The sequence below is a fragment of the Desulfocurvus sp. DL1XJH-121 genome (assembly GCF_054819825.1).
On record NZ_JBTVWW010000006.1, the window covers coordinates 102,325 to 124,363 of the forward strand.

The window sequence follows — 22,039 nt, forward strand, 5'->3', positions numbered from 1 at the left end:
TCGTCCGCGGGCCTTTTGTTTGTTGCGGGACGGGGTTGCGCCACGGCCCGCGCGCCTGTAGAAGGGACGGCATGACCGTGAACTCCCCATCCTCCGCGACCCCTGGCCCGCGCCGCGCCCTTGGCCCGGTGCTCGTTTTCGTCCTGGCCTGCCTGCTGTGCTGCGGCGGGTGCGCGCGCTACATGCAGAAGCTGGACATCGGCGAGGACGAGCCCGAACCGCCCAAGGCCCACGAGGGCCTGCCCGAGGAGCTGGCCCGCGTGATGCTCGCCGCCGGGCGGAACGGCCCGCAGCTGCGCGCCTACCTGGGCGGCTACGAGGAGGGCGGGGAACAGGCCCGCGCCGCCGCCCGCGTGCTGCGCGGGCTGTGCCTGGCCGACGCGGCCGAGCTTTCCGCCGAGGACCTGGCGGGCAACCAGGCCCGCGCCTTCGCCGCGCAGGACCGCGCGCCGTGGGGCCAGGCCCTGCCCGACGACGTGTTTCTGGATTACGTGCTCGCGCCCCGCGTGGGCCGGGAGATGGCCTCGCCCTGGCGCGCCGAGCTGGAGCCGCTGCTCGAATCCGAGGCCGGGGCCGGGAGCGTGGCCCTGGCCGTGGCCGGGGTACGCGTGCGCGTGTACGCCTGGGCCGCGTACACGCCCATGCGCGGGTTCGTGCTGCCGCCCATGGGCGTGGTGCGCCGCGCCTCGGGCAACGCCACGGAACTGGCCGTGCTCCTGGCCGCGTCCCTGCGCACCGTGGGGGTGCCCGCGCGCCTGCCCGCTGCGGACGGGGCCCTGGGGATGGTGGAATACTGGGACGGGGCCTGGAAGACCGTGAGCGTCCTGGACCTGTCGGATTTGCCGCGCGCAGCCTTGTCCCGCGCCGAGGAGGAGCGGGCCCTGCGCGAGCGTTCCTGGCGCGGCGAGGCCCTGGCCTGGCTGGCCTCGCGCCGCGATCCCGGATGCCCGCGCGACGTGGCCCGGCGGGCCCTTGTCGAGGCGCGGGGCAACTGGCGCGAGGTGGCGCGGTTCCTCCTGGCCGTGGGCCCCTGGCGGGCCGAGGTCTACGCCGAGTATCTCAAGACCCTGCGTTCCAATGATCTGGCGGTCTTCGACGCGGACAGGGCGCTCGGCAACGTGCGCTCCCTGCTGGACTCCGGGACGCCCGAGCCCGGGGGCGCGGACTGGGCGCGCTTCGTGCGCCTGAAGCTGCCGTGCCGCCTGGGGGACGAGCCGCCCTCGGCCTGGCGCGAGGGGTATTGGGAGCAGTTCCTGTCCCACGCCCTGATGGACGAGGGCCGCGCCCTGTCTTCCATCCAGGCCTGGACCGGGACCCTGTCCCTGGTGTCGGACCTGGCCCCGGGCCCGGTGATGACCCCCCGCCAGATCATGCGCGCGGGCGGCGTCAGCAGCGAGCGCGAGCGCGAGTTGGCCGGGCGCGCGGCGCGGCGCGTGCTGGGGGTCGAATAGCGGGGACGCTGCGGGCGTTTCGCATCTGTCGCGTGCCGCGGAAGGCATGGCTCCCGGGCTTTGCAGGCGGTCCGGGGCCTGTACCGGTCTTTGTTTTACCCCCGGTTGTCTTTTTTGCCCTGTGTGATACACATGCACTAACCCCCGGAAAACCATGTCAAGGAGGATAGCATGTCGGATCATACGCAGAGCGAGATACCGTGCAGCATCTGTCATGGGGAGATGCTGGTCTTTGACGATGGTCATAAGGTCAGGTTCGAGAGCAACGGGGAAGCCAAGGATATCTTCTTCGGGGACGAGTGGACCGCTTCGGTGCAGCTTTTCCCCTCCAACAGCCATGAATTCGAGGCCGGCGGCAAGCGCATCAAGCTGACGGCGGAATTCGAGGATGCCCTGAAGGTTGAATACGCCTGACGGGCCTTACGCTCCGGGGAGTTAGTCCACGGCCCGCCCCAGGCGGGCCGTTTTGTTTGCGTAAAAAAGGCCGCCTCGCTCAAGCGGGGCGGCCTTTTCATGCGTCGTCGCCGGGGCCTAGAGGCCGCATTCGCCCATGTAGGCGATGAGGTCCGCGATGCGGCAGGAATAGCCCCATTCGTTGTCGTACCAGACGTAGGTCTTGGCCAGGTCCCCGGCCTGCACGATGGTGAAGTCCGCCTCCACGATGCCCGAGCGCGGGTCGCCCACGAAGTCCGAGGACACCAGGGGCTCCTCGGAGTAGCCCAGGATGTCCGCGAGCGGGCCCTCGGCGGCGGCCTTGAGCGCGGCCTTGAAGCTCTCCGTGTCGGTCTTCTTCTCCAAGACGGCCACGAAGTCCACCAGGGACACGGTGGGCGTGGGCACGCGCACGGAATAGCCGTCGATCCTGCCCTTCATCTCCGGCAGGACCAGGGCCACGGCCTTGGCCGCGCCCGTGGTGGTGGGGATCATGTTGCAGGCCGCGGCCCGGGCCCGGCGCAGGTCCTTGTGCGGCAGGTCCAGGATGCGCTGGTCGTTGGTGTAGGAGTGCACCGTGGTCATCACGCCCTTGACCACGCCGAAGGTCTCGTGGATGACCTTCACGGCCGGGGCCAGGCAGTTGGTGGTGCAGGAGGCGTTGGAGATGATGTGATGCCGCTTGGGGTCGTAGTCCGTGTGGTTCACGCCCATGACCAGGGTGATGTCCTCCTCCTTGGCCGGGGCGGAGATGACCACCTTCTTGACGTTGGAGTTCTCCATGTGCTGGGCGGCCTTGGGCCCGGTGCGGAAGATGCCCGTGGACTCCACCACCACGTCCACCTCGCGCTCGTCCCAGGGGATCTGGCGCGGGTCGCGCTCGGCGTAGCTCTTGATGGAGAACTCGCCGCCGATGTCGATGACGTCGCCGTCCACCCGGATCTTCGCCGGGAAGGTCCCGTAGTTGGTGTCGCGGCTGAGCAGGTGCGCGTTGGTCTTCACGTCGAAGAGGTCGTTGACGGCCACGATCTCCAGGCTGTCCTTGTGCCGCTGCCAGACGGTTTTCACCACCTGGCGGCCGATGCGGCCGAATCCGTTGATGCCGATGCGGATTTTCTTCATCTCTTCCTCCGGGCGCGGGGCCGCGCGGGGCGGCCCGGCTGGTGTACAGACGCTGGCCGCGCCCTAATCCTCGAAAGTCTGGTACGTGTAGGCCTCGGCCAACTCGCTGGCGCGCCTGAGCGCGTGGAACAGGCGCGCGTTCTCCAGGGCGATGCCCGAGAGGTTGGCGATGCAGGACAGGAAATCCAGCTCGTCCTCGTCGAACTCGCGCTCCTCGCCGGAATAGACGCGCAGGACGCCGATGATCTTGTCCCCGCGCGCGGTGAGCGGCACCACCACCAGGGACACGAGACCCTCCTCGGCGGCCTGGTCGCGATACTGGAAGCGCTCGTCGTTGCGCACGTCCTTGATGTACACGACGCGGCCCGCCAGGGCGTCCTGGTCCAGGCGGCTCTTGGCCACCTGCACCGGGCCCTTCTTCTCGTAGCGCTCGGACAGCCCAAAGGACGTGTCGGGCAACAGCTGTTCGCCGCTCTGGTCCAGCAGGCGGATGAAGCAGCCCTTGGCCTTCATGGCGCGGGTGGTCTGCTCGGCGATGCCCGCCAGGACCTTGGAGGGGGTCAGACTGGAGTTGACGACCCGGGCGATGTCGTAGATGGCCTTGTACAATCGTGCGTTGTTCATATGCGTATCCCGCCTTGTTTCGGGGTGTTGCGGCGCGTCCGGCCTCGGGGCGGGGCCGGCGGGCGCCGGATAGGTTTTTCGGTTAAAGGCATCCTAGCGCGAATTTCCCAAGACACAAAGGGAAAAACCGCTCCGCCGCGAGACCGTAACCCCGGCCGGGGCCGGAGCGCCCGAGGGAACCGACGCACAGGCGGGGCGGGGGCGTTCGCGTTTACAGTTCCCGTTGGGGAGCGTATAGAGCCGGGATGCTCAATGGTAAACGGCAGTCCCCGTCCAAGATGCTTATCGTGGGCTTCGGGTTGACCATTCTCGCGGGCGCGGCGGCGTTGATGCTCGCGCCGTGCCGCAACGGCCAGGAACTGTCCCTGGTGGACGCCCTGTTCACGTCCACCAGCGCCGTGTGCGTCACCGGGCTCACGGTGGTGGACACGGGCTCCTTCTTCAGCCCCACGGGCCAGGGCGTGCTCCTGGCGCTGATCCAGCTCGGCGGCCTGGGCATCATGACCTACACCAGCCTGGTGCTGCTGTTGTGGCGGCGCAGGGTGTCGTTGTCCGACCGGCTGGCAGTGCGCCAGACCCTGCTGCACGATCCGTCCTTCAGCATCGGCCGCTACCTGTCCCACGTGGTCATGGGCTGCCTGCTCATCGAAACCGTGGGGGCCCTGTGCCTCTATCTTCTGGACTCCGGGGGCTTCAGCCCTTTTTCGGCCCTGTTCCATTCCGTGTCCGCGTTCTGCAACGCGGGGTTCTCCCTGCAGGCCGACAGCCTGACGCGCTGGCAGACGGACCTGGGCGTGAACCTGGTCTTCGTGCTGCTCATCGTCCTGGGCGGGCTGGGGTTCGCCGTGCTCCTGGAGCTGGCCGAGCACATGACCCATCTGCCCCTGCGCGGCCGCAGGGCCCAGGGCGCGCGCCTGACCTGGCACACCCGCATGGTGCTGGCCACCAGCGCGGCCCTGGTCCTGGGCGGGGCGCTGTGGATATTCCTGGCCGAGTTCGCCCTGCACAAGGGCGAGTTCTCGCACCTGGAGGAGTTCCTCAAGTCCCTGTTCCAGTCCGTGACCTGCCGCACGGCGGGCTTCAACACCATGGACATCGGCGGGCTGACCAACGTCTCGCTGCTGGTGATGATCGCCCTGATGTTCATCGGCGGGTCCCCAGGGTCCTGCGCGGGCGGGGTCAAGACCACCACCTTCCGGGCGCTGGTGGGCTTCTGCCTCTCGCGGCTGCGGGGCCGCAGGCAGTCCGTGGTCTCGCACCGCTACGCCCTGGACGCGCGGACCATGAACGACGCCCTGACCCTGATCATGTTCGCCATGGCCATCATCGGCGTGGCGGCCCTGATCCTGTCCATGAGCGAGGTCGGGGCCGTGCCCCACGCCGAGACGCGCGGGCTGTTCCTGGAGATATTGTTCGAATGCGTGAGCGCCTTCGCCACCGTGGGCCTGTCCACGGGGCTGACCCCGACCCTGTCCGTGACGGGCAAGCTGGTGGTCACTGTGCTCATGTTCGTGGGGCGGTTGGGCCCCATCGTGTTCATCACCCTGCTGCACGACCTGCAGCGCGAGGAATCATACAGATGGCCCGAGAAGAGCCTGCCCATCGGGTAGGCCGGGCCGGAGGATAGCATGCCCAAGAAACTGGAAGTCGGTGTTGTCGGGCTGGGCAAGTTCGGGTTTTTCCTGGCCCAGAGGCTCATGGAACTGGGACACGAGGTCGTGGGCCTGGATTCGGACGCGGACCGCGTGCGCCGGGCCCAGGATGCCCTGACCCAGGTCTACCAGGGCGACTCCACGGACAAGACCGTGCTGGAGCAGCTGGGCTTCAAGGATTTCGACCACGTGGTGGTCAGCGTGGGCTCGGCCATGGAGGCCTGCATCCTCATCTGCCTGCACTTGAAGGAGCTGGGGGTGCCCCGGGTCTGGGTCAAGGCCGTGAGCTGGGAGCACGAGAAGGTCTTGCGCAAGATCGGCGCGGACGAGGTCTTCTTCCCGGAGCGCTACGGCGCGCATCAGGTGGCCCTGCAGATCACCAGCCCCGGGCTCATCGAATACCTGCAGTTCGGCAAGGGCGTGCTCCTGCAGAAGCTCACCGTGGACCATTGGGCGGGCAAGACCCTGCGCGACCTGGATTTGTCCAAGAAGTACAAGGTGCAGGTGGTGGCCGTGCGCAAGGCCGAGGCCGAGGACAACGACTTCACCTACCTGCCCAGCGCCGACGACCGCCTGGGCAAGGGCGACGACCTGGTGGTCATCGTGCAGGAGGATATGCTGGAAAAGCTGAAACCATAACCGGTTAAAATAGAATGGAAAAGCCCCCGCGCGGAGTTGCTGCGCGGGGGCTTTGTTTTTGCGGTGTCGCGGGGGCTACAGGGCCCAGCGCAGCCCGGGCATGCCGGGAATGAGGCCCAGGTCCGTGCACTGCTTGCCGAACAGGGCCAGGGCGGCCTGTTCCTCGGGGCCCAGGTCGTAGCCCAGGGTGGAGAGATAGTCGCGTACGCCTTCGTGGCCGATCCAGCCCCGGATGTCCGGCAGCTCGGCGATCTCGTCGGCGGCCTCCATGCACGAGGCCTTGCAGTGGGTCAGGGCCGCGTGCACCTCGGCCAGGAGCTCCCGGCGCTGCTGGTCCAGGTCCCGGCGTACGATCCACAGGGCGAAGACGAAGGGCAGGCCCGTGTGCTTGCGCCACTGGTCGGCCAGATCGATGACGTGCCAGCCCTCGGGCGGGTTCAGGTAGTTGCGCAGGGCGTGGTTGCCGATTTCCAGGAAGGGCCGCCCGTGGGACAGGCCCGTGCCCGGCTGGATGTCCACCCAGCGGGCCTGGGGCAGCTTCCAGTGGAAGGCCCAGAGCACCTTCAAGAGGGCGATGGAGCTGGCCGAGGCCTGGGTCAGGCTGACCGCGGGGCCCTTGTCCGCCAGCCAGGCGGGCAGGTCCGCGAGGGCCACGGGGCTGACCAGGAGCACGCTCTTCACCGGGCCCATGGAGGCCGCGATGGAGAGGTCCGGCAGGAGTTCGTATTTCTCGGCGTGGGCCAGGTATTCGAAGGCTGAGGCCGGGGCCGCGTCCAGCTCCCCGTTGGCCAGGCCCGCGTTCATCTCGGCGGGGTGGCCGGGCACGTACGTGATGTCCGCGTCCGCCGGGAAGACGCGCTTCAAATGATGGTACAGGGGCAGGACGTTGAGATAGCTGATCTGGCCGATGCGCAGGGTGGGCCCGGCCGAGGGGGAGTTGGTATGCATGACGGTTCCCTATCCCAAAACGTGCCTCTGAGAAAGGGCTTTCAAGGGGCCGTCACGGTTGCAGCACCCGGGCCGGGGCCTCGATCAGCTCCTCGAAATCCGCCTTGTACTTTTGCGCCATGCCTCGGGGCACATAGGGCTTGATGATCTCGTGCAGGATGCCGGAGCGGATGAGTTCGACCAGGACCGGGTCCAGGCGTTCGATGGTTTTCAGGCCCCAGTCGGTCCTGGGACAGGCCACATAGCCCGGGATGGTCGGGATCGGCACGTCGAAGGGCACGAAGATCAGGTCCTAGGGCCTGTCCTGGGGCAGGAGGAGCCGCGAAGTGGGCATCAGGGCGTAAGGGAACCAGTCCAGCCTGCCCGCGTCGAGCATTTTGGCCAGGGCCTGCATGGGGTCGCCGCCGACCAGGATTCTGGTTGGGGCCTTTGCGTGCTCGTCCAGAAGGGGTTGCAGTGTGCCGAAGCTGTAGCCCTGGGGGCTGCCCCAGCGCAGATCCGGGGAGCGTAGGCGTTCGACCAGGGGAAAAACGCCGTCGGGCGCGAGGCGGGGGGCGTCCTCGGTGCACATAACCGCGCAGGGCGGGAGGGTCAGGCGGCAGGGCAGGGAGGAATAGACCAGGTATTTCTCGCGCTCCGGGTCTTGAACAGGCCCACGAGGACCATGCGTTCGCCGCGCTTCGCGTCCAGGAAGATGCGCTTGAAGGACATGACCTGGGGCTGGTGCTCGTATTCTGGCAGGGCCTGTTGCAGGGCCCTCTGGATGATGGGGCCGTAGCCGCCGGGTTCCCCCGCGTCCCCGGCCACGAACAGGGGCGGCAGTACCGGGCACGGCCAGGACACGACGTCGCGGGCCCACGCCGCGCGGGGCGCGAGTATCAGGGCCAGGATCAGGGCCAGGGCCCAAAGCCGCGAAAGGCGCAGTCCTTGTCTCATAGAACATTACATAGAAAAATGGCCCCCGGAACGCAAGGTCCCGGGGGCCGTGAAGTCGGTTTTCGACGAAACCGGCTGCTAGGCGAGCTGGCTCATGAGATAGTCCTTGATCTCGTTGATGCTCTGCTCGCCGTCCAGCTCGATGTACTTGAATTCGGCGTTCTTCATGTTCTTGTAGAACAGGCAGCCCGCCATGGTGCCGGTGGTCTCGTCGTAGTAGATGTCGTGGCGCTTGTTGATGGCGTCCTCGTCCTGGTCGTCGTCGCGAGCGGACAGGGCCCCGCCGCACACGCGGCATTTGTCGCCGTCGGGGGCGATGGCCGGGATGCCGATGTTGTTGGGATGGTTGGGGTTGTTCTCACAGAGACGGCGGCCCATGATGCGCGCCTTGGCGATCTCGCGGGGCAGCTTGATCTCGATGACGTAGTCCAGCTCCACGCCGTCCTTCTGCAGGGCGTCCCAGAGCTTCTCGGCCTGCACCAGGGAGCGGGGGAACCCGTCCAGAAGCCAGCCGTTCTTGGAGCCGGAGAGGACGTCCAGGACCATGGGGATGGTGATGTCGTCGGGCACCAGCTCGCCCTTGTTGATGTATTCCTTGGCCTTCATGCCAAGCTCGGTGCCGCCGCCGATGTGCTTGCGGAAGATGGCGCCGGATTCGATGTGGTCCAGGCCGTACTTATCCTTGGCCAGGGTGCCCTGGGTGCCTTTGCCGGAGCCGTTGGGTCCGAAAATCAGGATGTTCACGCTGCTTTCCTCCTACAAGGTAAAAAATTCACAAGGTTCAGTATACCGCGCGGGGCGCGCTGTCAATGGCCGGATGGGCCGTCCTCGTCGTCTTTCCCGCAGCCGGGTACAAAGCGGATTCCCCGGCCCGAGACCCGCGCCTGTTTGTCCCCGGGAAACTGCACCGTCTTGCCCCCTTCGCCCGAGGTGAAGGCCGCATCCAGGCGGCGCAGGCCGTCGGCCAGGGGCTGGCCAGGGCCCAGCTCTTCCAGGCAGGCCTTGTACAGGCGCAGGCGCAGGGCCGGGTGCAGCCCGTCCAGCAGGGCGCGGGGCAGGAAACCGGGCTCGGGCGATGCGGCCAGGGCCTCGCGTCCGAGATTCCGGAAATAGTCCTCGTCCAGGCGGGCGGAGCGCCACAGCCCGGCCACGGATTCCAGAAAATTGGGGTTCTCGGCCAGGAGCAGCGGCAGCACCGAAAGGCGCATGCGGTTGCGCCGCCCGGCCTCCGGGTCCCGGTTGGAGGCGTCCTCCACCCAGGGCAGGCCCAGGGCCCGGGCGAAGGCCTCGATCTGGGCGCGGGGGGTCAGGAGCAGGGGGCGCAGCAGGGCGCGCTCCGCGTCCAGGGCGCGCATGCCCGCCAGCTGCGGCCAGCCCGTTCCCCGCACCAGGCGCAGGAGCACGTCCTCGGCCAGGTCGTCCAGCTGGTGCCCCAGGGCCAGGAACGCGGCCCCGCGCTCTGCGCGCACGCGCTGCAAAAAGGCGTAGCGCGCCTCGCGCGCGGCTTCCTCCAGGCCCGTGCCGCCCGCCAGGGCGGCCACGTCCACGGCTTCCACGGCGCAGGGCACGCCCAGGCGCGCGCAGAATTCCCGCGCGTGGTCGGCCTCGGCCCCGGACTCCGGGCGCAGGCCGTGGTCCAGGTGCGCTGCGCTCACGGTGCAGCCCAGGCGCGGGGCCAGGGCCACGAGCGCCACCAGCAGCACCGTGGAGTCCACGCCCCCGGAGAACGCGCAGACCACTTCGGCCCCGGCCAGGGCCGCGCCCGCGTCGCGCAGCAGGAAGCGCTCCACGCCCAGGCAGAAATGGGCCTGGGCCGGGGGCATGTCCTGAAGGGTATACGGAGTCGCGGGCATGGCGGTCCTGCGGGGCAAGGGTTCATTCAGGCCCGGTGCGGGAAGAGGGGGAGGGGGAAAGCGGGCCGTTTCCATATTTCCCGACAAAGCGTTCAAAATGGTTCGAGTGCAAGGCGCAAGGGGTGGCCGGGGCCGCAGACCTATAGCCGTTGGACAAGTCCGCGAGACAGAGAGCAGCGATGCATCTCAATGCATGAGGGTCCGGCCAGCCCGCAGCAACGCGGCAATCGGGCCATTTTCAACGCTTTGTCAGACGGGGATGTCGAGTTCCTTGAGCATCTTGTCCAGCGTGTCCATGGCCCAGGCGCGCTGGGCCTCGTCCGCATAGGTCACGCAGGAGCAGCGCATGCGGCCCTTGGCGCGCACCAACAGCTCCAGGCTCACGCTGTCCTCGCCCAGCTCCAGGCCCAGGACGTGGGGGCCGCAGTCGTCGGCGTGCTCGGCCTGTTCGGGGCTGCGCAGGGCGTCGGGCAGGGGCAGCCAGTACAGGTCGTCCAGGACCCCGCGCATGTCCTTGGTCTCCAGGAACTTGCGCAGGCGCTCCAGGGCCTCGGCGTCCAGTTCGTCCACAACGTAGGTGCGCATGGGGCCTCGCTCAGTTGCCGTTCTTGCCGTGCTCTTCGGCGCAGCCACAGTCGCCCTCGGCGCCGGGCTTGCGATTCGCGTGGGCGTCCAGCGGGATATCGTCCTCGTCCAGGTTGAACATGCGCCGCGTCAGGCCGATGAAATCGCCGGCCTTGCCGCTCTCCTGGGTGCGCCGCTTCAGGAAGTCGATGGGCTCGTGGTAGAGCTTGTGGACCAGGGAGCGCACCAGGGTTTCCAGCGCCTCCTCCCCGCCCTCGGACAGCTCCGGGCCCAGGCGCTTCAGGGTCTTGGCCAGCTCGCGGCGGCCCAGGTCCTCGCCGCGCGCCAGGAGCTCCACGATGGTGGGCTTGAGGTCCAGGGCCTTGAGCCAGAGCCCGAAGGCCTGGGTCTCGTCGGCGACGATGGCCTCGGCCTTGATCGCCTCGCCCCGGCGCTGGGCCAGGTTCTCCTCCACGACCTCCTTCAAGTCGTCGATGTCGTAGAGATAGACGTTGTCCAGGGCGTTGACGTCGGGGTCGATGTCCCGGGGCACGGCGATGTCGATGAAGAACATGGGCCGGTTCTTGCGCGCCCTCAGCACCGGGCGCACGTCCTTGGCGCGGATCACGGTCTCGGGCGCGCCCGTGGAGGAGATCACGATGTCCGCCTCGGGCAGGCGGTCGATGAGCTCGTCCAGGGCGATGGGGCGGCCGTTGAAGCGCCGGGCCAGCTCCTCGGCCCGGGCGAAGGTGCGGTTGGCCACCATGATCTCGCGGATGCCCGCGTTCACCAGGTGCGCGGCGGCCAGCTCGGCCATCTCGCCCGCGCCCACGAGGAGGGCCCGGTTCTTGCCCATGTCTCCGAAAATCTTCTTGGCCAGTTCCACGGCCGCGTAGCTGATGGACACGGCCGAGGCCGCGATGGCCGTTTCCGTGCGCACGCGCTTGGCCACGGTGAAGGCCTTATGCAGCAGGCGGTTCAAGATGACCTTGGCCGTGCCGTGCTTGACCGAGGCGCGGTAGGCGTCCTTGAGCTGGCCCAGGATCTGCGGCTCGCCCATGACCATGGAGTCCAGGCTGGAGGCCACGGTGAACAGGTGGCGGACCGCCTCCAGGTCCTGGTAGGCGTAGGTGTGCGGGGCCAGGGACTGCACGCTGCCGCCGCAGGCCCGGGCCCAGGCCGAGAGAATGGTCTCCGGCGGGGTGCCCCGCTTGGCCACGGCCAGGATCTCCACCCGGTTGCAGGTGGACAGGAGCACGGCCTCGGACACGTCCGAGCCGTCGGCCACCAGGCCCATGCTGCACGCGTCGCAGTCCGCCAGGGCGTAGGATTCGCGAATCTCCACGCCCGCGGAGCGGTGGTTCAGTCCGATGAGGTGTATTGTCTGGTCCATGGGGCCCGTCAGAAGTTGTGATGCGATTTGGTGAGGAAGTTCACCCCCACGAGGGAGACCACCGAGAACACGAAGACCATCATGGCCAGGATCGCGGCCTTGCGCCCGCGCCAGCCCATGGCCAGGCGCTGGTGGAAGAGGTAGGCGTAGATGCCCCAGATGATCAGGGTCGCGATCTCCTTGGGGTCGCCGGTGATGAGCCTGCCCCACTGGAAGCGGCCCCACACGAAGCCCGCCAAGAGCCCCAGGGAGTAGAGGGGGAAGCCCCAGAGCACGGCCCATTTGTTGGTCATGTCGAAGGTGTTCAGGCTGGGCAGGTCCTTGCGGAAGCCCTCGATCTTCTCCTTGGCCTTGATTTTCTTGTCGATGTGCACGAACAGCACCCCGGCCACGAAGGCCATGGCCAACAGCGACAGGCTCACGAACAGCGAGCCGATGTGCAGGGTGAAGAACAGGACCGACAGGGTGCCCGGCAGCTTGATCACGCTCAGGGGGATGGACATGGAGGCCAGGTACAGGAGCAGCGCCAGGGGCGCGGCGGCCAGGGCCATGAACTGCAGCCTCTTGCGCCACCAGACGACCAGGAACACGCAGAGCACCACCCAGGCCAGCAGGCTGAAGTACAGCCCGCCCTGGGACAGGGTGGCCTGCTTGCTGGCCGCGAAGGCCAGGACCAGGCGCAGGGTGTGCAGGGCGAAGCCTCCGGCCGTGCATAGGCCGGCCAGGCGCATCAGGCCCTGCCTGCGGCCCACCATCCCCGAGGGGAACAGGGCCGAGGCGGCGAAATACAGCGCCACCACCGCGTACTCAATGAGATTCGTCAATTCCATCCAGCAACTCCGCCGCCTTGGGGGCGAGTTCATGGGGCAGCAACCGGGACAGCTCCCGGATCGCGGCCTCGCGGTCTCCTTGGGCCAGGAATTCCGGCGTGCGGGAGGCCGCCAGGGCGCGGAACAGCTCCGTGTTCCTCTCGGTGGGGTGCCCGAGGCCCAGTACCTCGGGTCTGATACGCTCCATCAGCTGCAAAAACAACCCGTAGTGCGGGCCGAAGTGCTCCTCCAGCTCCATGCGCGCCAGCCTGGCGGCCGCCGGGGAGGCCCCGCCCGTGGACAGGGCCACGGTGAGCGGCCCGCGCGAAAAGGACGCGGGCACGATGAAGGTGCTCTCGCCGGGCGCATCGGCCACGTTCACCAGCACCCCGGCCTCGCGCGCCAACCGGCCTACGCGCTCGTTGACCTCGCGCAGGGGGGTGCAGGCGAAGGCCAGGGCCACGCCCGCGAGGTCGCTAGGCTTAAACTCCCTTCGTTCCAGGCGTAAGTTCTCGTCTTTCAATCGTTTTTTCAGGCTTTCCTGGTCCGGGTTCGGGTCCACCACAAGCACGCTGGACGCCCCGCAGGCCAGCAGGGTGTCGATCTTGCGCAGACCCACGCCGCCCGCGCCCACCACGAGGCAGGACAGGCGCGAGAGGTCGAGAAAAGCCGGATAATGACGCATCCGGGGTACATAACAGAAGCTAACCCGCCGTGCAAAGCTCTCCGTGATGCCCCGAAGGCCGGAAACCTTGCCCAGCCCGGGCTTGTGATGTAGCTTTCCGCGAGACGATCCCCGGCAAACCCAGGTGGTTCCATGACCTCGAACTCGCGCCATCTCGTGATCCAGCTCGCCCGCTTCGGCGACCTGATGCAGACCAAGCGGCTCCTGGCCTCCCTCGCGGCCGAGCCCGGGACCGAGGTGCACCTCGTGGTGGATCGTTCCCTTACGGACCTCGCGGCCCTGGTCTATCCCGGGGTGGCCGTCCACGGCCTCACGGCCCACGCCACGGGCGGGCAGGTCGCGGCCCGGGCCGCGGCGGACAACCTGCCCGTGTTCGCCGAGCTGCGCGCCATCGGTTTCGACCGCGTTTACAATCTCAATTATTCCGGCCTGAATGTGGCCGTGGCCGGGCTCTTCGATCCCGAGCTGGTCTCGGGCTATCGTCTGGAGCGCGGTCAGGAACGGCGCGGCCTGTGGCAGGACATGGCCATGCGCGCCGTGCGCCTGCGCCGGGCGGCCGGGCTGAATCTCGTGGATTTCTGGGGCCTGTTCGCGGACCGGCCCCTGGCCCCGGGCGAGGTCAACCCCGTGGCCCGAAGGGGCGGGCGCGGGGTGGGCGTGGTCCTGGCCGGGCGGCATTCGCGGCGCTCCCTGGGCCCGCAGACCCTGATGCGCCTGGCCGCGGCCGTGCGCCAGGGCACCGGGGCCGAGAGGGTGGTGCTCCTGGGCTCCAAGGCCGAGCGCGCCCTGGCCAAGGACGCCATGGCCGACATGCCCAAGCAACTCAAGCCCATCACCGAGAACCGGGTGGGGGCCACGGACTGGGCCGGGCTCGTCGACGAGCTCACGGGCCTGGACGCCTTGCTGACCCCGGACACGGGCACCATGCATCTGGCCGCGCATCTGGGCGTGCCCGTGCAGGCGTTGTTCCTGTCCTCGGCCTGGTGCTTCGAGACCGGGCCCTACGGCCTGGGCCATCGCGTGTGGCAGGCCGCCGACGCCTGCGCCCCGTGCCTGGAGTCCGCTCCCTGCCCGCACGAGGTGCGCTGCGCCGAGGCCTTCGCCGGGCGCGACCTGATCCTGCATCTGTCCGGGAACACGGCCTTCGAGGCGCCCTCGGGGCTCACGGGCTTCGTCTCGGCCTTCGACGCCCTGGGCCTGACCTTCCGCCCGGTGCTGGGCGAGGACCCCGAGGCCGCCGCGCGCCAGGGCTTCCGCCACCTGCTGGGCGGGCTGTTCGGCCTGTCCATGCCCGGGGCCCCGGACCAGGCCTTGGCCGCCGAATTCCTGCACGAGGCCGACTGGATGCTGGACAGGGGCTTCGTCCCCGCCGCCGACCTGGACATTCTCGACGTTCCCGGGAGGGACACGCATGATTCCTGATTTTGCTGCTTCTTTGTCGTCCGCTCCTGGCGGTGCGCCCGGCGGCCCGCCTGTGCGGCCTTTGCGCGTGCTCGTGGTGCTGCCCATGTACGGCGGGTCCCTGCCCGTGGGCCGCTGGTGCGTGCGCGCCCTGGCCTCCATGGGGCACATGGCCGAGGCCTTCGAGGCCCCGGCCTTCCACCCCGCGTTCACGGCCCTGCGCGACCTGTCCGTGACCTCGGAGCGCGTGTCCCAGCTGGAGAACGGCTTCTTGCAGGTGGTCTCCCAGGCCATCCTGGCCAAGGTCGAGTCCTTCGAGCCGGATCTGGTGCTGGCCCTGGCCCAGGCGCCCCTGTCCAGCCAGGCCCTGCGCACGCTCAGGCGCGACGGCGTGGCCACTGCCATGTGGTTCGTGGAGGACTGGCGCGTGTTCACCTACTGGAAGGCCTACGCGCCCCTGTACGACTATTTCGGCATCATCCAGGAGGACCCGTTCTTCGCGGAGCTGGAGCAGGTGGGCCAGGAGAACGCCCTGTACCTGCCCATGGCCGCGGACCCCGAGTTCCACGCCCCGCGCGAACTGACCAGCGTGGAGCGGCATACCTTCGGTTCGGACCTGTCCTTCATGGGCGCGGGCTATCCCAACCGCCGCAGCGCCTTCCGCCGTCTGATCAGCTACGACTTCAAGATCTGGGGCACGGAATGGGATGGGGACCCGACCCTGGAGCGCCACCTGCAGATGCAGGGCCGGCGCATGAATTCCGAGGAATGCGTCAAGATCTTCAACGCCTCGCGCATCAACCTGAACCTGCACTCCAGCGTTCGCGGCGACGAATTGGTGCCTCGCGGGGATTTCGTGAACCCGCGCACCTTCGAACTGGCCGCCTGCGGCGCGTTCCAGCTCGTGGACCGGCGCGACCTTATGGACGACCTGTTTCATTCCGACGAGTTGGCCACCTTCACCTCCATGGCCGAGCTGACCGAGAAAATTGACTATTTCCTGGCGCATCCCGAGGAGCGCGAGGAGTATTCGCGCCGCGCGCGGGAGCGGGTGCTGGCCGAGCACACCTACGCCCACCGCATGCAGGCCCTCATCGATTTCATCGCCGCGCGCAGGCCCGGCTGGCCCGCGCCCCGGCGCAAGGCCGTGGACGCCATGCGCGATTTCCCGCCGGAGCTCAAGGAACAGGCCCTGGATCTCCTGGAGCGCCTGGGCCTGCCCGCCAACGTGGGCTTCGAGGACCTGGTGCAGGCCGTGCGCGCCCAGAGCGGCACGCTCTCGGAAGTGGAAACCGCCATCCTGTTCCTGGACGAATGGCGCAGGCAGTACGGGGGCAAGTAGAGAGAGACGGGGGGAGAAAGAATCGGGGGAAGGGGAGGCCGGGGGTGTCTTGAGGAACCACCCCCGGCCTCCCCTTCCCCCGACCCCCCATCCCCTCCATCCCCCAAACCTTTTTAAAGTTAGGGATTCCCAAGGGGGGTACCCCCTTGGGCGGGGTGTGGGGCGGAGCCCCGCATTCTTCATGGAGCAAGATATGCCCGACTTCGGACCATTGCCCGAGGATTTCCAGACCCCGTGCGCGGTGCTGGACCGGACGCGGCTGGCCGCGAACATCGCCCGCGTGGCGGATATCGCCAAGGCCCACGGCCTGCGCCTGCGCCCGCACATCAAGACCCACAAGAGCGTGGACATCGCGCGCATGCAGATGGACGCCGGGGCCGACGGGGTCACGGCCTCGCGCGTGGACGAGGCCCTGGTCTTCATGCGCGCGGGCCTGCCCAGCGTGACCGTGGCCTATCCCGTGGTGGGGCAGGGCAAGCTGGACGCGCTCCTGGACGGGGCCGAGGACTACGGCTGCGAGGTGCGGCTCTTGGCCGACTCCCTGGAGGGGGTCCGGGCCCTGGCCGCAGCCGGGGAGCGCCATTGCCGCAACCTTCCGGTGTATTTGAAGATCGATGTGGGCCTGCACCGCTGCGGCCTGGCCGAGGACGACCCGCTGCTGCCCGAGGTGGCCGGGGCCGTGCACAAGGCCCTGCATCTGACCCTGGCGGGCATCCTGTCCCACGCCGGGCATGCCTACGGTGCCGAGGAAGCGGCGGGCGCGGCCCGGGTGGCGAGCGACGAGGCCGCCATCATGGGCCGGGTCAAGGCGCTGCTCGAGGCGCGCGGCCTGCCCGTGCCCGTGGTCAGCGTGGGCTCCACGCCCACGGTGCTGGCCGCCGGGGGATTTCCGGGCATCACCGAGATCCGCCCCGGCAATTACGTGTTCATGGACCGCGCGCCCGTGCGCCTGGGCCTGGCCCGCGAGGACGAGGTGGCCCTCACCGTGCTGGCCACCGTGATCTCGCGCAACAAGGACTGGATCATCTGCGACGCGGGCTCCAAGACCCTGTCCAGCGACGGCGGCCCCCACGGCGCGCAGGCCGCGGACTTCGGCCTGGCCTACGCCCTGGGGCCCGACCTCGAACCCATGGGCGAGCCGTTGTACGTGCGCCGCCTGTCCGAGGAACACGGCTGGATCGAGCGCGCGGGCCGCGATGTGCCCGTGGGCTCGCGCGTGCGCATCCTGCCCAACCACTCCTGCGTGGTGGCCAACCTGGCCCTGGCCCGCGAGGGGCGGCTGGTGTTCGGCGGGTAGGACCGGGACGCGCGGCGCGAGGCGTCGCCACCCCACGGGCGAACGCGCAGGCGCATGAAGCCCGGCGGCGGCTTCGGCGCGCCCGGGATGCAGCCCTACAGCCCCAGGCGCTCCAGGAACCGGAGGATCAACAGATAGAGCGCCGCCAGCGCAGCCACGATGAACCAATGGTCGATTCCCAGCGCGTCCGCCAGCGTGATCTTGCCCAGATCGCCCCACAGGTACACGGTGGACTTGAGGTATGGGTACGTATGCGCGAACAGCGACGCGCCCGCCAGCATGCCGATGATGCCCGGCACGGCGTCCACGCGCCCTTCGCCCAATGCGCCCGCCGATGTGCCCGGGCAATACCCGATCAGTCCCCAGCCCAGCCCGAAAAGGATGCCGCCCAGGATGTTCGGCCCCAGCACGGTGGCCTTGATCGACAGCTTCACCACGCCAAAGTCGTTCAAAAGGTAAATGCCGACCATGGCGACGATGATGTTGGAAAGCATGAATTTCACTATGGTCATGTCCTTGAGCCGCAGGGCGCCGAGCTGCTTGTCGTAGCGCAACACGCGGGCCTTTTGGAGCAGGAAGCCGAAGACTATCCCCGTGACGATTCCGTAGGCGAGCGTCATTGTTCCGTCCTCCCGTACACGATGCGGGCCATGACGATTCCGCCGATGAAAAAGCCGCCCGCCGCAAGGAATCCGCTCACGGACATCTGGGCGAGTCCGGACAGGCCGTGGCCGCTGGGGCAGCCGCCAGCCAACCGCGCACCGTATATCGCGATCACGCCCCCGGCAAAGGCCGTCAGCGCGCGGGGAAGCCAGGCCGTGCCGAAGCGCCTGCTCCACATGTCCGGAACACTTTGCACGCGAAACGAACCATCCGTGCGCGAGGCGATGAAGGCGCCGATGGCGATGCCCACAACGAACATGAACTGCCAGTCCACGGCCAAGGCGTATTTCAGGAAATACGGGGTATCGACCAGGGCCGGGCTGATGCTTTTCTCCGCCATGCCCACGGCTTGGACGAAGGTCGTGGATGCGCCAAGATATTTGCCCGCCACCAAGACGGAAAACACGGCCAGCAAGCCGCTGAGTGCGCCCGCCAAGTACGGGCTCCAAGGCCTTTCGGGTCTGTTCATGGCATCAACCTCCTGAATGGGTTTGTTTTCACGTGGCGCATGCCCCCGGACGCATCGGGAGCGCAGAGTCTGCTTGCTTATAGCGCATCAAGCTGGTTTTGAAAATATTTTTGCACCGCAAGGCGAATGCGCGCGCATAAGTCCGGATTCCCATCCCTCCATCCCCCAACCCTTTTTGCATTGGGGTTATGGATGTTGGCCTCAGACTGTTCCAAGGTGTGCGGATGCACGGCGCAAGCAACATCCAGGACCGACGTGTATTCCAACGCTTTCGCTACACGAGGTTCTGGATTTTTTGCGGCAACGCGGCGGCGTAGCGGACGTGCGCCTTGGGGCAGCCTGAGAGGGATTCCAAAGGGGGTACCCCCCCTTGGCGGGGTGCGGGGCGGAGCCTCGCCTTTATTTGCGCGCCGTGAGAATCGTCACCATCTCGCGCATCTTTTCTTCCAGGCCGTCGATGATCTGGGCCAAGTCCTCGGGTTCGAGGCCCAGGGCCTGCCAGGCCTGCTGGTCCAGGGGCGGGGTCAGGGGGACTTCGCGGTCCGTGACGACCAGGGTCCGGGCCATGATGTCCGCCAGGTGCAGGATGCGCGCGCCGTTGCGGTGCCGGGCTTTTTCGGGGTGGTGGTGGTTGGCCACGGCCTCCACGATCTGGTAGGGGATGTCCCACTTGCGCAGGATCAGGCCCCCGAAGCGCGCGTGGTCGAAGCCCAGGACCTCGCGCTCGGCCTCGTAGGAGACCACCCCGCGCCGCCGGGCGGCCAGGATCTCCACGTGTCCCGGCAATCCCGCGGCGATGGCCAGCTTGCCCGTGTCGTGCAGCAGCCCGGCCAGGAAGTGCCGCTCCGGGTTCTCCAGGCCGCAGAGCCCGGCCAGTTCGCGGGCCAGGATGCCCGTGGCGATGGAGTGCTCCCAGTACACGTCCATGTCGAAGTTTTTGGGTGATATCTCGTTGGCCATGGCCAGGACCATGCGCCCCAGGGCCAGGGCGTGGAGCTGCGAGGTGCCGACCATGGACACGGCCCGGGGGATGGAGTCTATGGCCTGGGGAAAATTGTAGAAAGCGCTGTTGACCACGTGCAGCAGGATGGTCGACAGGCCGGGGTCCAGGGAGATGACGTCGGCCACGTCGCCGGCCGTGGAGCCGGGGTCGCCTGTGACGCGCTCCAGCTTCATGGCTACCTCGGGCATCACGGGCAGGATCACGCTCTCGGCCGCGGCCTTGATGTCCGGCTTTTCCATATCCTGGGGCGGCTGGGCGTCGGGGGGCAGGGGCCTCTCGCGGAACTGGCCGGGGCGCAGGGATATCTCCCGGGCCAGGGCCGGGATGCCCGCATCCAGGAGCAGGGCCGTGAGCGGCGCGCTCAGGTCGTGGCGGGACAGGGTGGCCTTGAGGATGCCTTCGGCTTGTTCCATGGGGTCCAGGACTGCGGGGGGCTCGGTCATGCTCTGCTCCTTGGCTGCGTGCGCGGGCGCGTGCATTGGGATTTGCATCCATCATAGCCGATTCTGTGAAGGAAGCGCAACGCAAGCCCCCGCAGAACCGGAACAGTCCGGCCCCGGTGAAAAGCCCCGCTTGGCGGGGAGAGAACGGAAAACGCCCGCGTTTCCGTCATGCGCGCATGCGCGTGCGCGGGCCGGGAAACGCCGGAAGGGCGGGGAGATATATCAGCGAAGCGATTTTTTTAAGGGCGGGGACGAAAAAACGGGCGGGGTCAGCCCTTGGAACGCAGGCTGCGCCACCAGGCTGCCAGGGCGGGCTCGCGGCCCTGGTCCTTGGCCGCGTAGAAGCGGCGGTTCCTCACCGTGTCGGGCAGGTATTGCTGGGGCGTCCACGCGTCCTCGAAGTCGTGGGGATACTTGTAGCCTTCCTTGTAGCCCCATTCCTGCTGCAGCTTGGTGGAGGCGTTGCGCAGGTGCAGGGGCACCGGGGACACGCCGTTCTGACGCACCTCGGCGGCGGCGCGGCGGTAGGCCATGTAGGTGGAATTGCTCTTGTTCGCCAGGGCTAGGTAGACCGTGGTCTCGGCCATGGGGATGAAGCCTTCGGGCATGCCCACGAATTCCACGGCCTGCTGGCAGGCCACGGCCAGGGGCAGGGCCTGGGGATCGGCCAGGCCCACGTCCTCGCTGGCCGAGAGGATCAGCCGCCGCGTCACGAAGCGCGGGTCCTCGCCGCTTTCCAGCAGACAGGCCAGATAGTACACCGCCGCGTCCGGGTCCGAGCCCCGGATGGACTTGATGAGCGCGCTGGCCAGCTCGTAGTGCGAATCCCCGTCGCGGTCCCCGCGGATGACCACGTCGGGCAGGATGGCCTTGAGATTTTCGGGTTCCTGTTTTTCCTCGGGCAGGGAGGACGCGTATTCCAGGAGGTTCAGCATGGTGCGCGCGTCGCCCTGGCTCACCGTGGCCAGCACGCCCAGGGTCTCCTCGGGCATGTCCTTGTCCAGGGCGCGCAGGCCGCGCCGGGCCACGCGCAGGAGTTCCTCGTGGGTCAGGGACCGCAGCTTGTGCACGTGCAGCCGCGACAGGAGCTGGCGCGTCACCGAGAAGGAGGGGTTCTCCGTGGTGGTGGCCAGCAGCGTGATCTCCCCGGACTCCAGGATGGGCAGGAAGAAGTCCTGCTGGGCCTTGGAAAAGCGGTGCAACTCGTCCAGGATCAGGATCTTGAGGCCTTTGATGCGCTTTCTGAGCTCGGCCAGCCCGGCCTCGGGCGCGCTGACCCGCAGGTAGGGCAGGCCGCTCTTCTTGGCCATGAGCAGGGCCAGGGTGGACTTGCCGCAGCCCGGGGGGCCGAAGAACAGCTGGCTGGGCAGGCGGTCCGTGGCGGCCACGGCCTCCTGCTTGGCCAGGACCTGCTCGTGGCCGATGAAGTCCTCGAAGGTGCGGGGCCGGATGCGGTCCGCCAGGGGCTGGTTGGCCGGGGGCGCGCCGGGGTTGCCGAAGTTCTCAAGCACGGCCGCCTCCCCACCAGAACAGGCCCAGGGCCAAGAGCGCCGCAGTCTCCCAGCGCAGCACCCCGGGGCCCAGGCTTACGGGCGCGAAACCCGCGTCCATGAGGGTCTCGGCCTCGCCCGGGGCGAACCCGCCTTCGGGCCCCAGCACGCAGACCACGTCGTCCGTGGATTCCACCCGGGCGGCCGTGAGCGGCGCTCCGGCCTCGCGGTCCTCGTGCAGCAGGTAGCGGGCCGGGGAGGCCGCGGCCTCGCGGGCCACCTCGGCCGCGCCTCCGGGCATGGTGCGCACCACGGGCAGGCGCGGGTTGCCGCATTGCTTGGCCCCGGCCAGGAGCTTGGCCTCCCAGGTCTCCTTGGGGTCGTCGGGCACGTCGCCCTGGCTGCGCGCGGCCTGCCAGAACCAGAGTTCCGTGGCCGAGAATTCCACGGCTTTTTCCAGGAGCCAGCCCCGGCGCAGGCCCTTGGTCCAGGCCAGGGCCAGGACCACGCGCGGGCGGGGCTCCGGGGCCTCGCGCAGGTCCAGGGGCGTCAGGTCCGCGCGCTGCTTGGACACGGCCTCCACGCGGAACTCCCCGTAGCGGCCGTGGCCGTCCATGCAGCGCACCACAGCGCCCGGGCCCAGGCGCAGCACGCGGGACAGGTGATGGGCCTCGGCCCCGGTCAGGGACCAGGGCTCGCCCCAGGATTCGGTTGGGATGTGAAAGGTCTTCATGCACTCTCCGGGCGGCGGGGCCGCCAGGGCCATTCCTAGCGCGGCGGCGCAAGGAGGGCAACCGTTTCCCGCCCCGACGAAAAGCGCCCC

24 protein-coding genes are annotated in these 22,039 nt (G+C 68.3%); 7 read left to right on the top strand and 17 right to left on the bottom strand.

The window, feature by feature from the left end:
• Window positions 1–71: 71 nt before the first annotated feature.
• On the top strand, window positions 72–1,451 hold the full coding sequence (locus ACYYG1_RS06105) for a serine/threonine-protein kinase (protein WP_461209402.1): 1,380 nt from the start codon (window positions 72–74) through the stop codon (window positions 1,449–1,451).
• Between the two features lie 171 nt (window positions 1,452–1,622).
• Entirely contained in the window at window positions 1,623–1,865 is a 243-nt protein-coding gene (locus ACYYG1_RS06110; RefSeq protein ID WP_461209403.1) for a hypothetical protein, read from the top strand.
• 117 nt (window positions 1,866–1,982) lie between these two features.
• On the opposite strand, the gene gap is transcribed toward ACYYG1_RS06110, so the two are convergent.
• Both gap and ACYYG1_RS06120 read right to left on the bottom strand, forming a co-directional pair.
• Complete coding sequence (gene gap, locus ACYYG1_RS06115; RefSeq protein WP_461209404.1) at window positions 1,983–3,005, bottom strand: type I glyceraldehyde-3-phosphate dehydrogenase; 1,023 nt, start codon at window positions 3,003–3,005, stop codon at window positions 1,983–1,985.
• Between the two features lie 63 nt (window positions 3,006–3,068).
• Window positions 3,069–3,629, bottom strand: a complete 561-nt coding sequence (locus ACYYG1_RS06120) for a GAF domain-containing protein (protein ID WP_461209405.1) — start codon at window positions 3,627–3,629, stop codon at window positions 3,069–3,071.
• Between the two features lie 245 nt (window positions 3,630–3,874).
• Between ACYYG1_RS06120 and ACYYG1_RS06125 the strand changes: the two genes are divergently transcribed.
• Together ACYYG1_RS06125 and ACYYG1_RS06130 are read left to right on the top strand one after the other, a co-directional pair.
• Window positions 3,875–5,239: a TrkH family potassium uptake protein gene (locus ACYYG1_RS06125; RefSeq protein WP_461209406.1), complete on the top strand. Its 1,365-nt coding sequence runs from the start codon at window positions 3,875–3,877 to the stop codon at window positions 5,237–5,239.
• Between the two features lie 18 nt (window positions 5,240–5,257).
• Complete coding sequence (locus ACYYG1_RS06130) at window positions 5,258–5,920, top strand: potassium channel family protein (RefSeq protein WP_461209407.1); 663 nt, start codon at window positions 5,258–5,260, stop codon at window positions 5,918–5,920.
• 75 nt (window positions 5,921–5,995) lie between these two features.
• Here ACYYG1_RS06130 and ACYYG1_RS06135 read toward each other — a convergent pair whose 3' ends face one another.
• From ACYYG1_RS06135 to ACYYG1_RS06180, 10 genes are all read right to left on the bottom strand, one after another.
• Window positions 5,996–6,868: a menaquinone biosynthetic enzyme MqnA/MqnD family protein gene (locus ACYYG1_RS06135; RefSeq protein ID WP_461209408.1), complete on the bottom strand. Its 873-nt coding sequence runs from the start codon at window positions 6,866–6,868 to the stop codon at window positions 5,996–5,998.
• Between the two features lie 52 nt (window positions 6,869–6,920).
• Window positions 6,921–7,148, bottom strand: a complete 228-nt coding sequence (locus tag ACYYG1_RS06140; protein WP_461209409.1) for a hypothetical protein — start codon at window positions 7,146–7,148, stop codon at window positions 6,921–6,923.
• Window positions 7,149–7,160: 12 nt separating this feature from the next.
• A complete protein-coding gene (locus ACYYG1_RS06145; RefSeq protein ID WP_461209410.1) occupies window positions 7,161–7,439 on the bottom strand; it encodes a hypothetical protein in 279 nt (92 codons plus the stop codon).
• A 20-nt stretch (window positions 7,440–7,459) separates the two neighbouring features.
• Window positions 7,460–7,804, bottom strand: coding sequence for a hypothetical protein (locus ACYYG1_RS06150; protein ID WP_461209411.1), 345 nt, complete (start codon window positions 7,802–7,804; stop codon window positions 7,460–7,462).
• Between the two features lie 78 nt (window positions 7,805–7,882).
• Window positions 7,883–8,548 carry an adenylate kinase gene (locus ACYYG1_RS06155; RefSeq protein WP_461209412.1) on the bottom strand — a complete coding sequence of 222 codons (666 nt, stop codon included), beginning with the start codon at window positions 8,546–8,548 and terminating at the stop codon, window positions 7,883–7,885.
• Between the two features lie 62 nt (window positions 8,549–8,610).
• Entirely contained in the window at window positions 8,611–9,657 is a 1,047-nt protein-coding gene (gene tilS / locus ACYYG1_RS06160) for a tRNA lysidine(34) synthetase TilS (protein ID WP_461209413.1), read from the bottom strand.
• 249 nt (window positions 9,658–9,906) lie between these two features.
• The gene (locus ACYYG1_RS06165) at window positions 9,907–10,242 is read right to left on the bottom strand and encodes a hypothetical protein (RefSeq protein WP_461209414.1); all 336 of its coding nucleotides are present in this window, start codon (window positions 10,240–10,242) and stop codon (window positions 9,907–9,909) included.
• A 10-nt stretch (window positions 10,243–10,252) separates the two neighbouring features.
• On the bottom strand, window positions 10,253–11,614 hold the full coding sequence (gene hemA, locus ACYYG1_RS06170; RefSeq protein WP_461209415.1) for a glutamyl-tRNA reductase: 1,362 nt from the start codon (window positions 11,612–11,614) through the stop codon (window positions 10,253–10,255).
• Window positions 11,615–11,622: 8 nt separating this feature from the next.
• The gene (ccsA, locus tag ACYYG1_RS06175) at window positions 11,623–12,444 is read right to left on the bottom strand and encodes a cytochrome c biogenesis protein CcsA (protein WP_461209416.1); all 822 of its coding nucleotides are present in this window, start codon (window positions 12,442–12,444) and stop codon (window positions 11,623–11,625) included.
• Window positions 12,422–13,108, bottom strand: a complete 687-nt coding sequence (locus ACYYG1_RS06180) for a precorrin-2 dehydrogenase/sirohydrochlorin ferrochelatase family protein (RefSeq protein ID WP_461209417.1) — start codon at window positions 13,106–13,108, stop codon at window positions 12,422–12,424. The genes ccsA and ACYYG1_RS06180 overlap by 23 nt, the downstream gene beginning before the upstream one ends.
• A gap of 132 nt (window positions 13,109–13,240) precedes the next feature.
• Between ACYYG1_RS06180 and ACYYG1_RS06185 the strand changes: the two genes are divergently transcribed.
• From ACYYG1_RS06185 to ACYYG1_RS06195, 3 genes are all read left to right on the top strand, one after another.
• Window positions 13,241–14,530 carry a glycosyltransferase family 9 protein gene (locus ACYYG1_RS06185; protein WP_461209418.1) on the top strand — a complete coding sequence of 430 codons (1,290 nt, stop codon included), beginning with the start codon at window positions 13,241–13,243 and terminating at the stop codon, window positions 14,528–14,530.
• Window positions 14,531–14,615: 85 nt separating this feature from the next.
• Complete coding sequence (locus ACYYG1_RS06190) at window positions 14,616–15,851, top strand: CgeB family protein (protein WP_461209462.1); 1,236 nt, start codon at window positions 14,616–14,618, stop codon at window positions 15,849–15,851.
• Window positions 15,852–16,044: 193 nt separating this feature from the next.
• Window positions 16,045–17,148 carry an alanine racemase gene (locus ACYYG1_RS06195; protein WP_461209419.1) on the top strand — a complete coding sequence of 368 codons (1,104 nt, stop codon included), beginning with the start codon at window positions 16,045–16,047 and terminating at the stop codon, window positions 17,146–17,148.
• Window positions 17,149–17,243: 95 nt separating this feature from the next.
• Here ACYYG1_RS06195 and ACYYG1_RS06200 read toward each other — a convergent pair whose 3' ends face one another.
• From ACYYG1_RS06200 to ACYYG1_RS06220, 5 genes are all read right to left on the bottom strand, one after another.
• The gene (locus ACYYG1_RS06200) at window positions 17,244–17,768 is read right to left on the bottom strand and encodes a DUF6691 family protein (RefSeq protein ID WP_461209420.1); all 525 of its coding nucleotides are present in this window, start codon (window positions 17,766–17,768) and stop codon (window positions 17,244–17,246) included.
• Window positions 17,765–18,280 (bottom strand): YeeE/YedE thiosulfate transporter family protein, encoded by a 516-nt coding sequence (locus ACYYG1_RS06205; protein ID WP_461209421.1) that lies wholly within the window; start codon window positions 18,278–18,280, stop codon window positions 17,765–17,767. Before ACYYG1_RS06205 ends, ACYYG1_RS06200 begins: the two co-directional genes overlap by 4 nt.
• A 399-nt stretch (window positions 18,281–18,679) precedes the next feature.
• Complete coding sequence (locus tag ACYYG1_RS06210) at window positions 18,680–19,726, bottom strand: HDOD domain-containing protein (protein ID WP_461209422.1); 1,047 nt, start codon at window positions 19,724–19,726, stop codon at window positions 18,680–18,682.
• 269 nt (window positions 19,727–19,995) lie between these two features.
• Window positions 19,996–21,237 (bottom strand): replication-associated recombination protein A, encoded by a 1,242-nt coding sequence (locus tag ACYYG1_RS06215; protein ID WP_461209423.1) that lies wholly within the window; start codon window positions 21,235–21,237, stop codon window positions 19,996–19,998.
• Window positions 21,230–21,949 (bottom strand): 16S rRNA (uracil(1498)-N(3))-methyltransferase, encoded by a 720-nt coding sequence (locus ACYYG1_RS06220; RefSeq protein ID WP_461209424.1) that lies wholly within the window; start codon window positions 21,947–21,949, stop codon window positions 21,230–21,232. Before ACYYG1_RS06220 ends, ACYYG1_RS06215 begins: the two co-directional genes overlap by 8 nt.
• Window positions 21,950–22,039 lie beyond the last annotated feature (90 nt).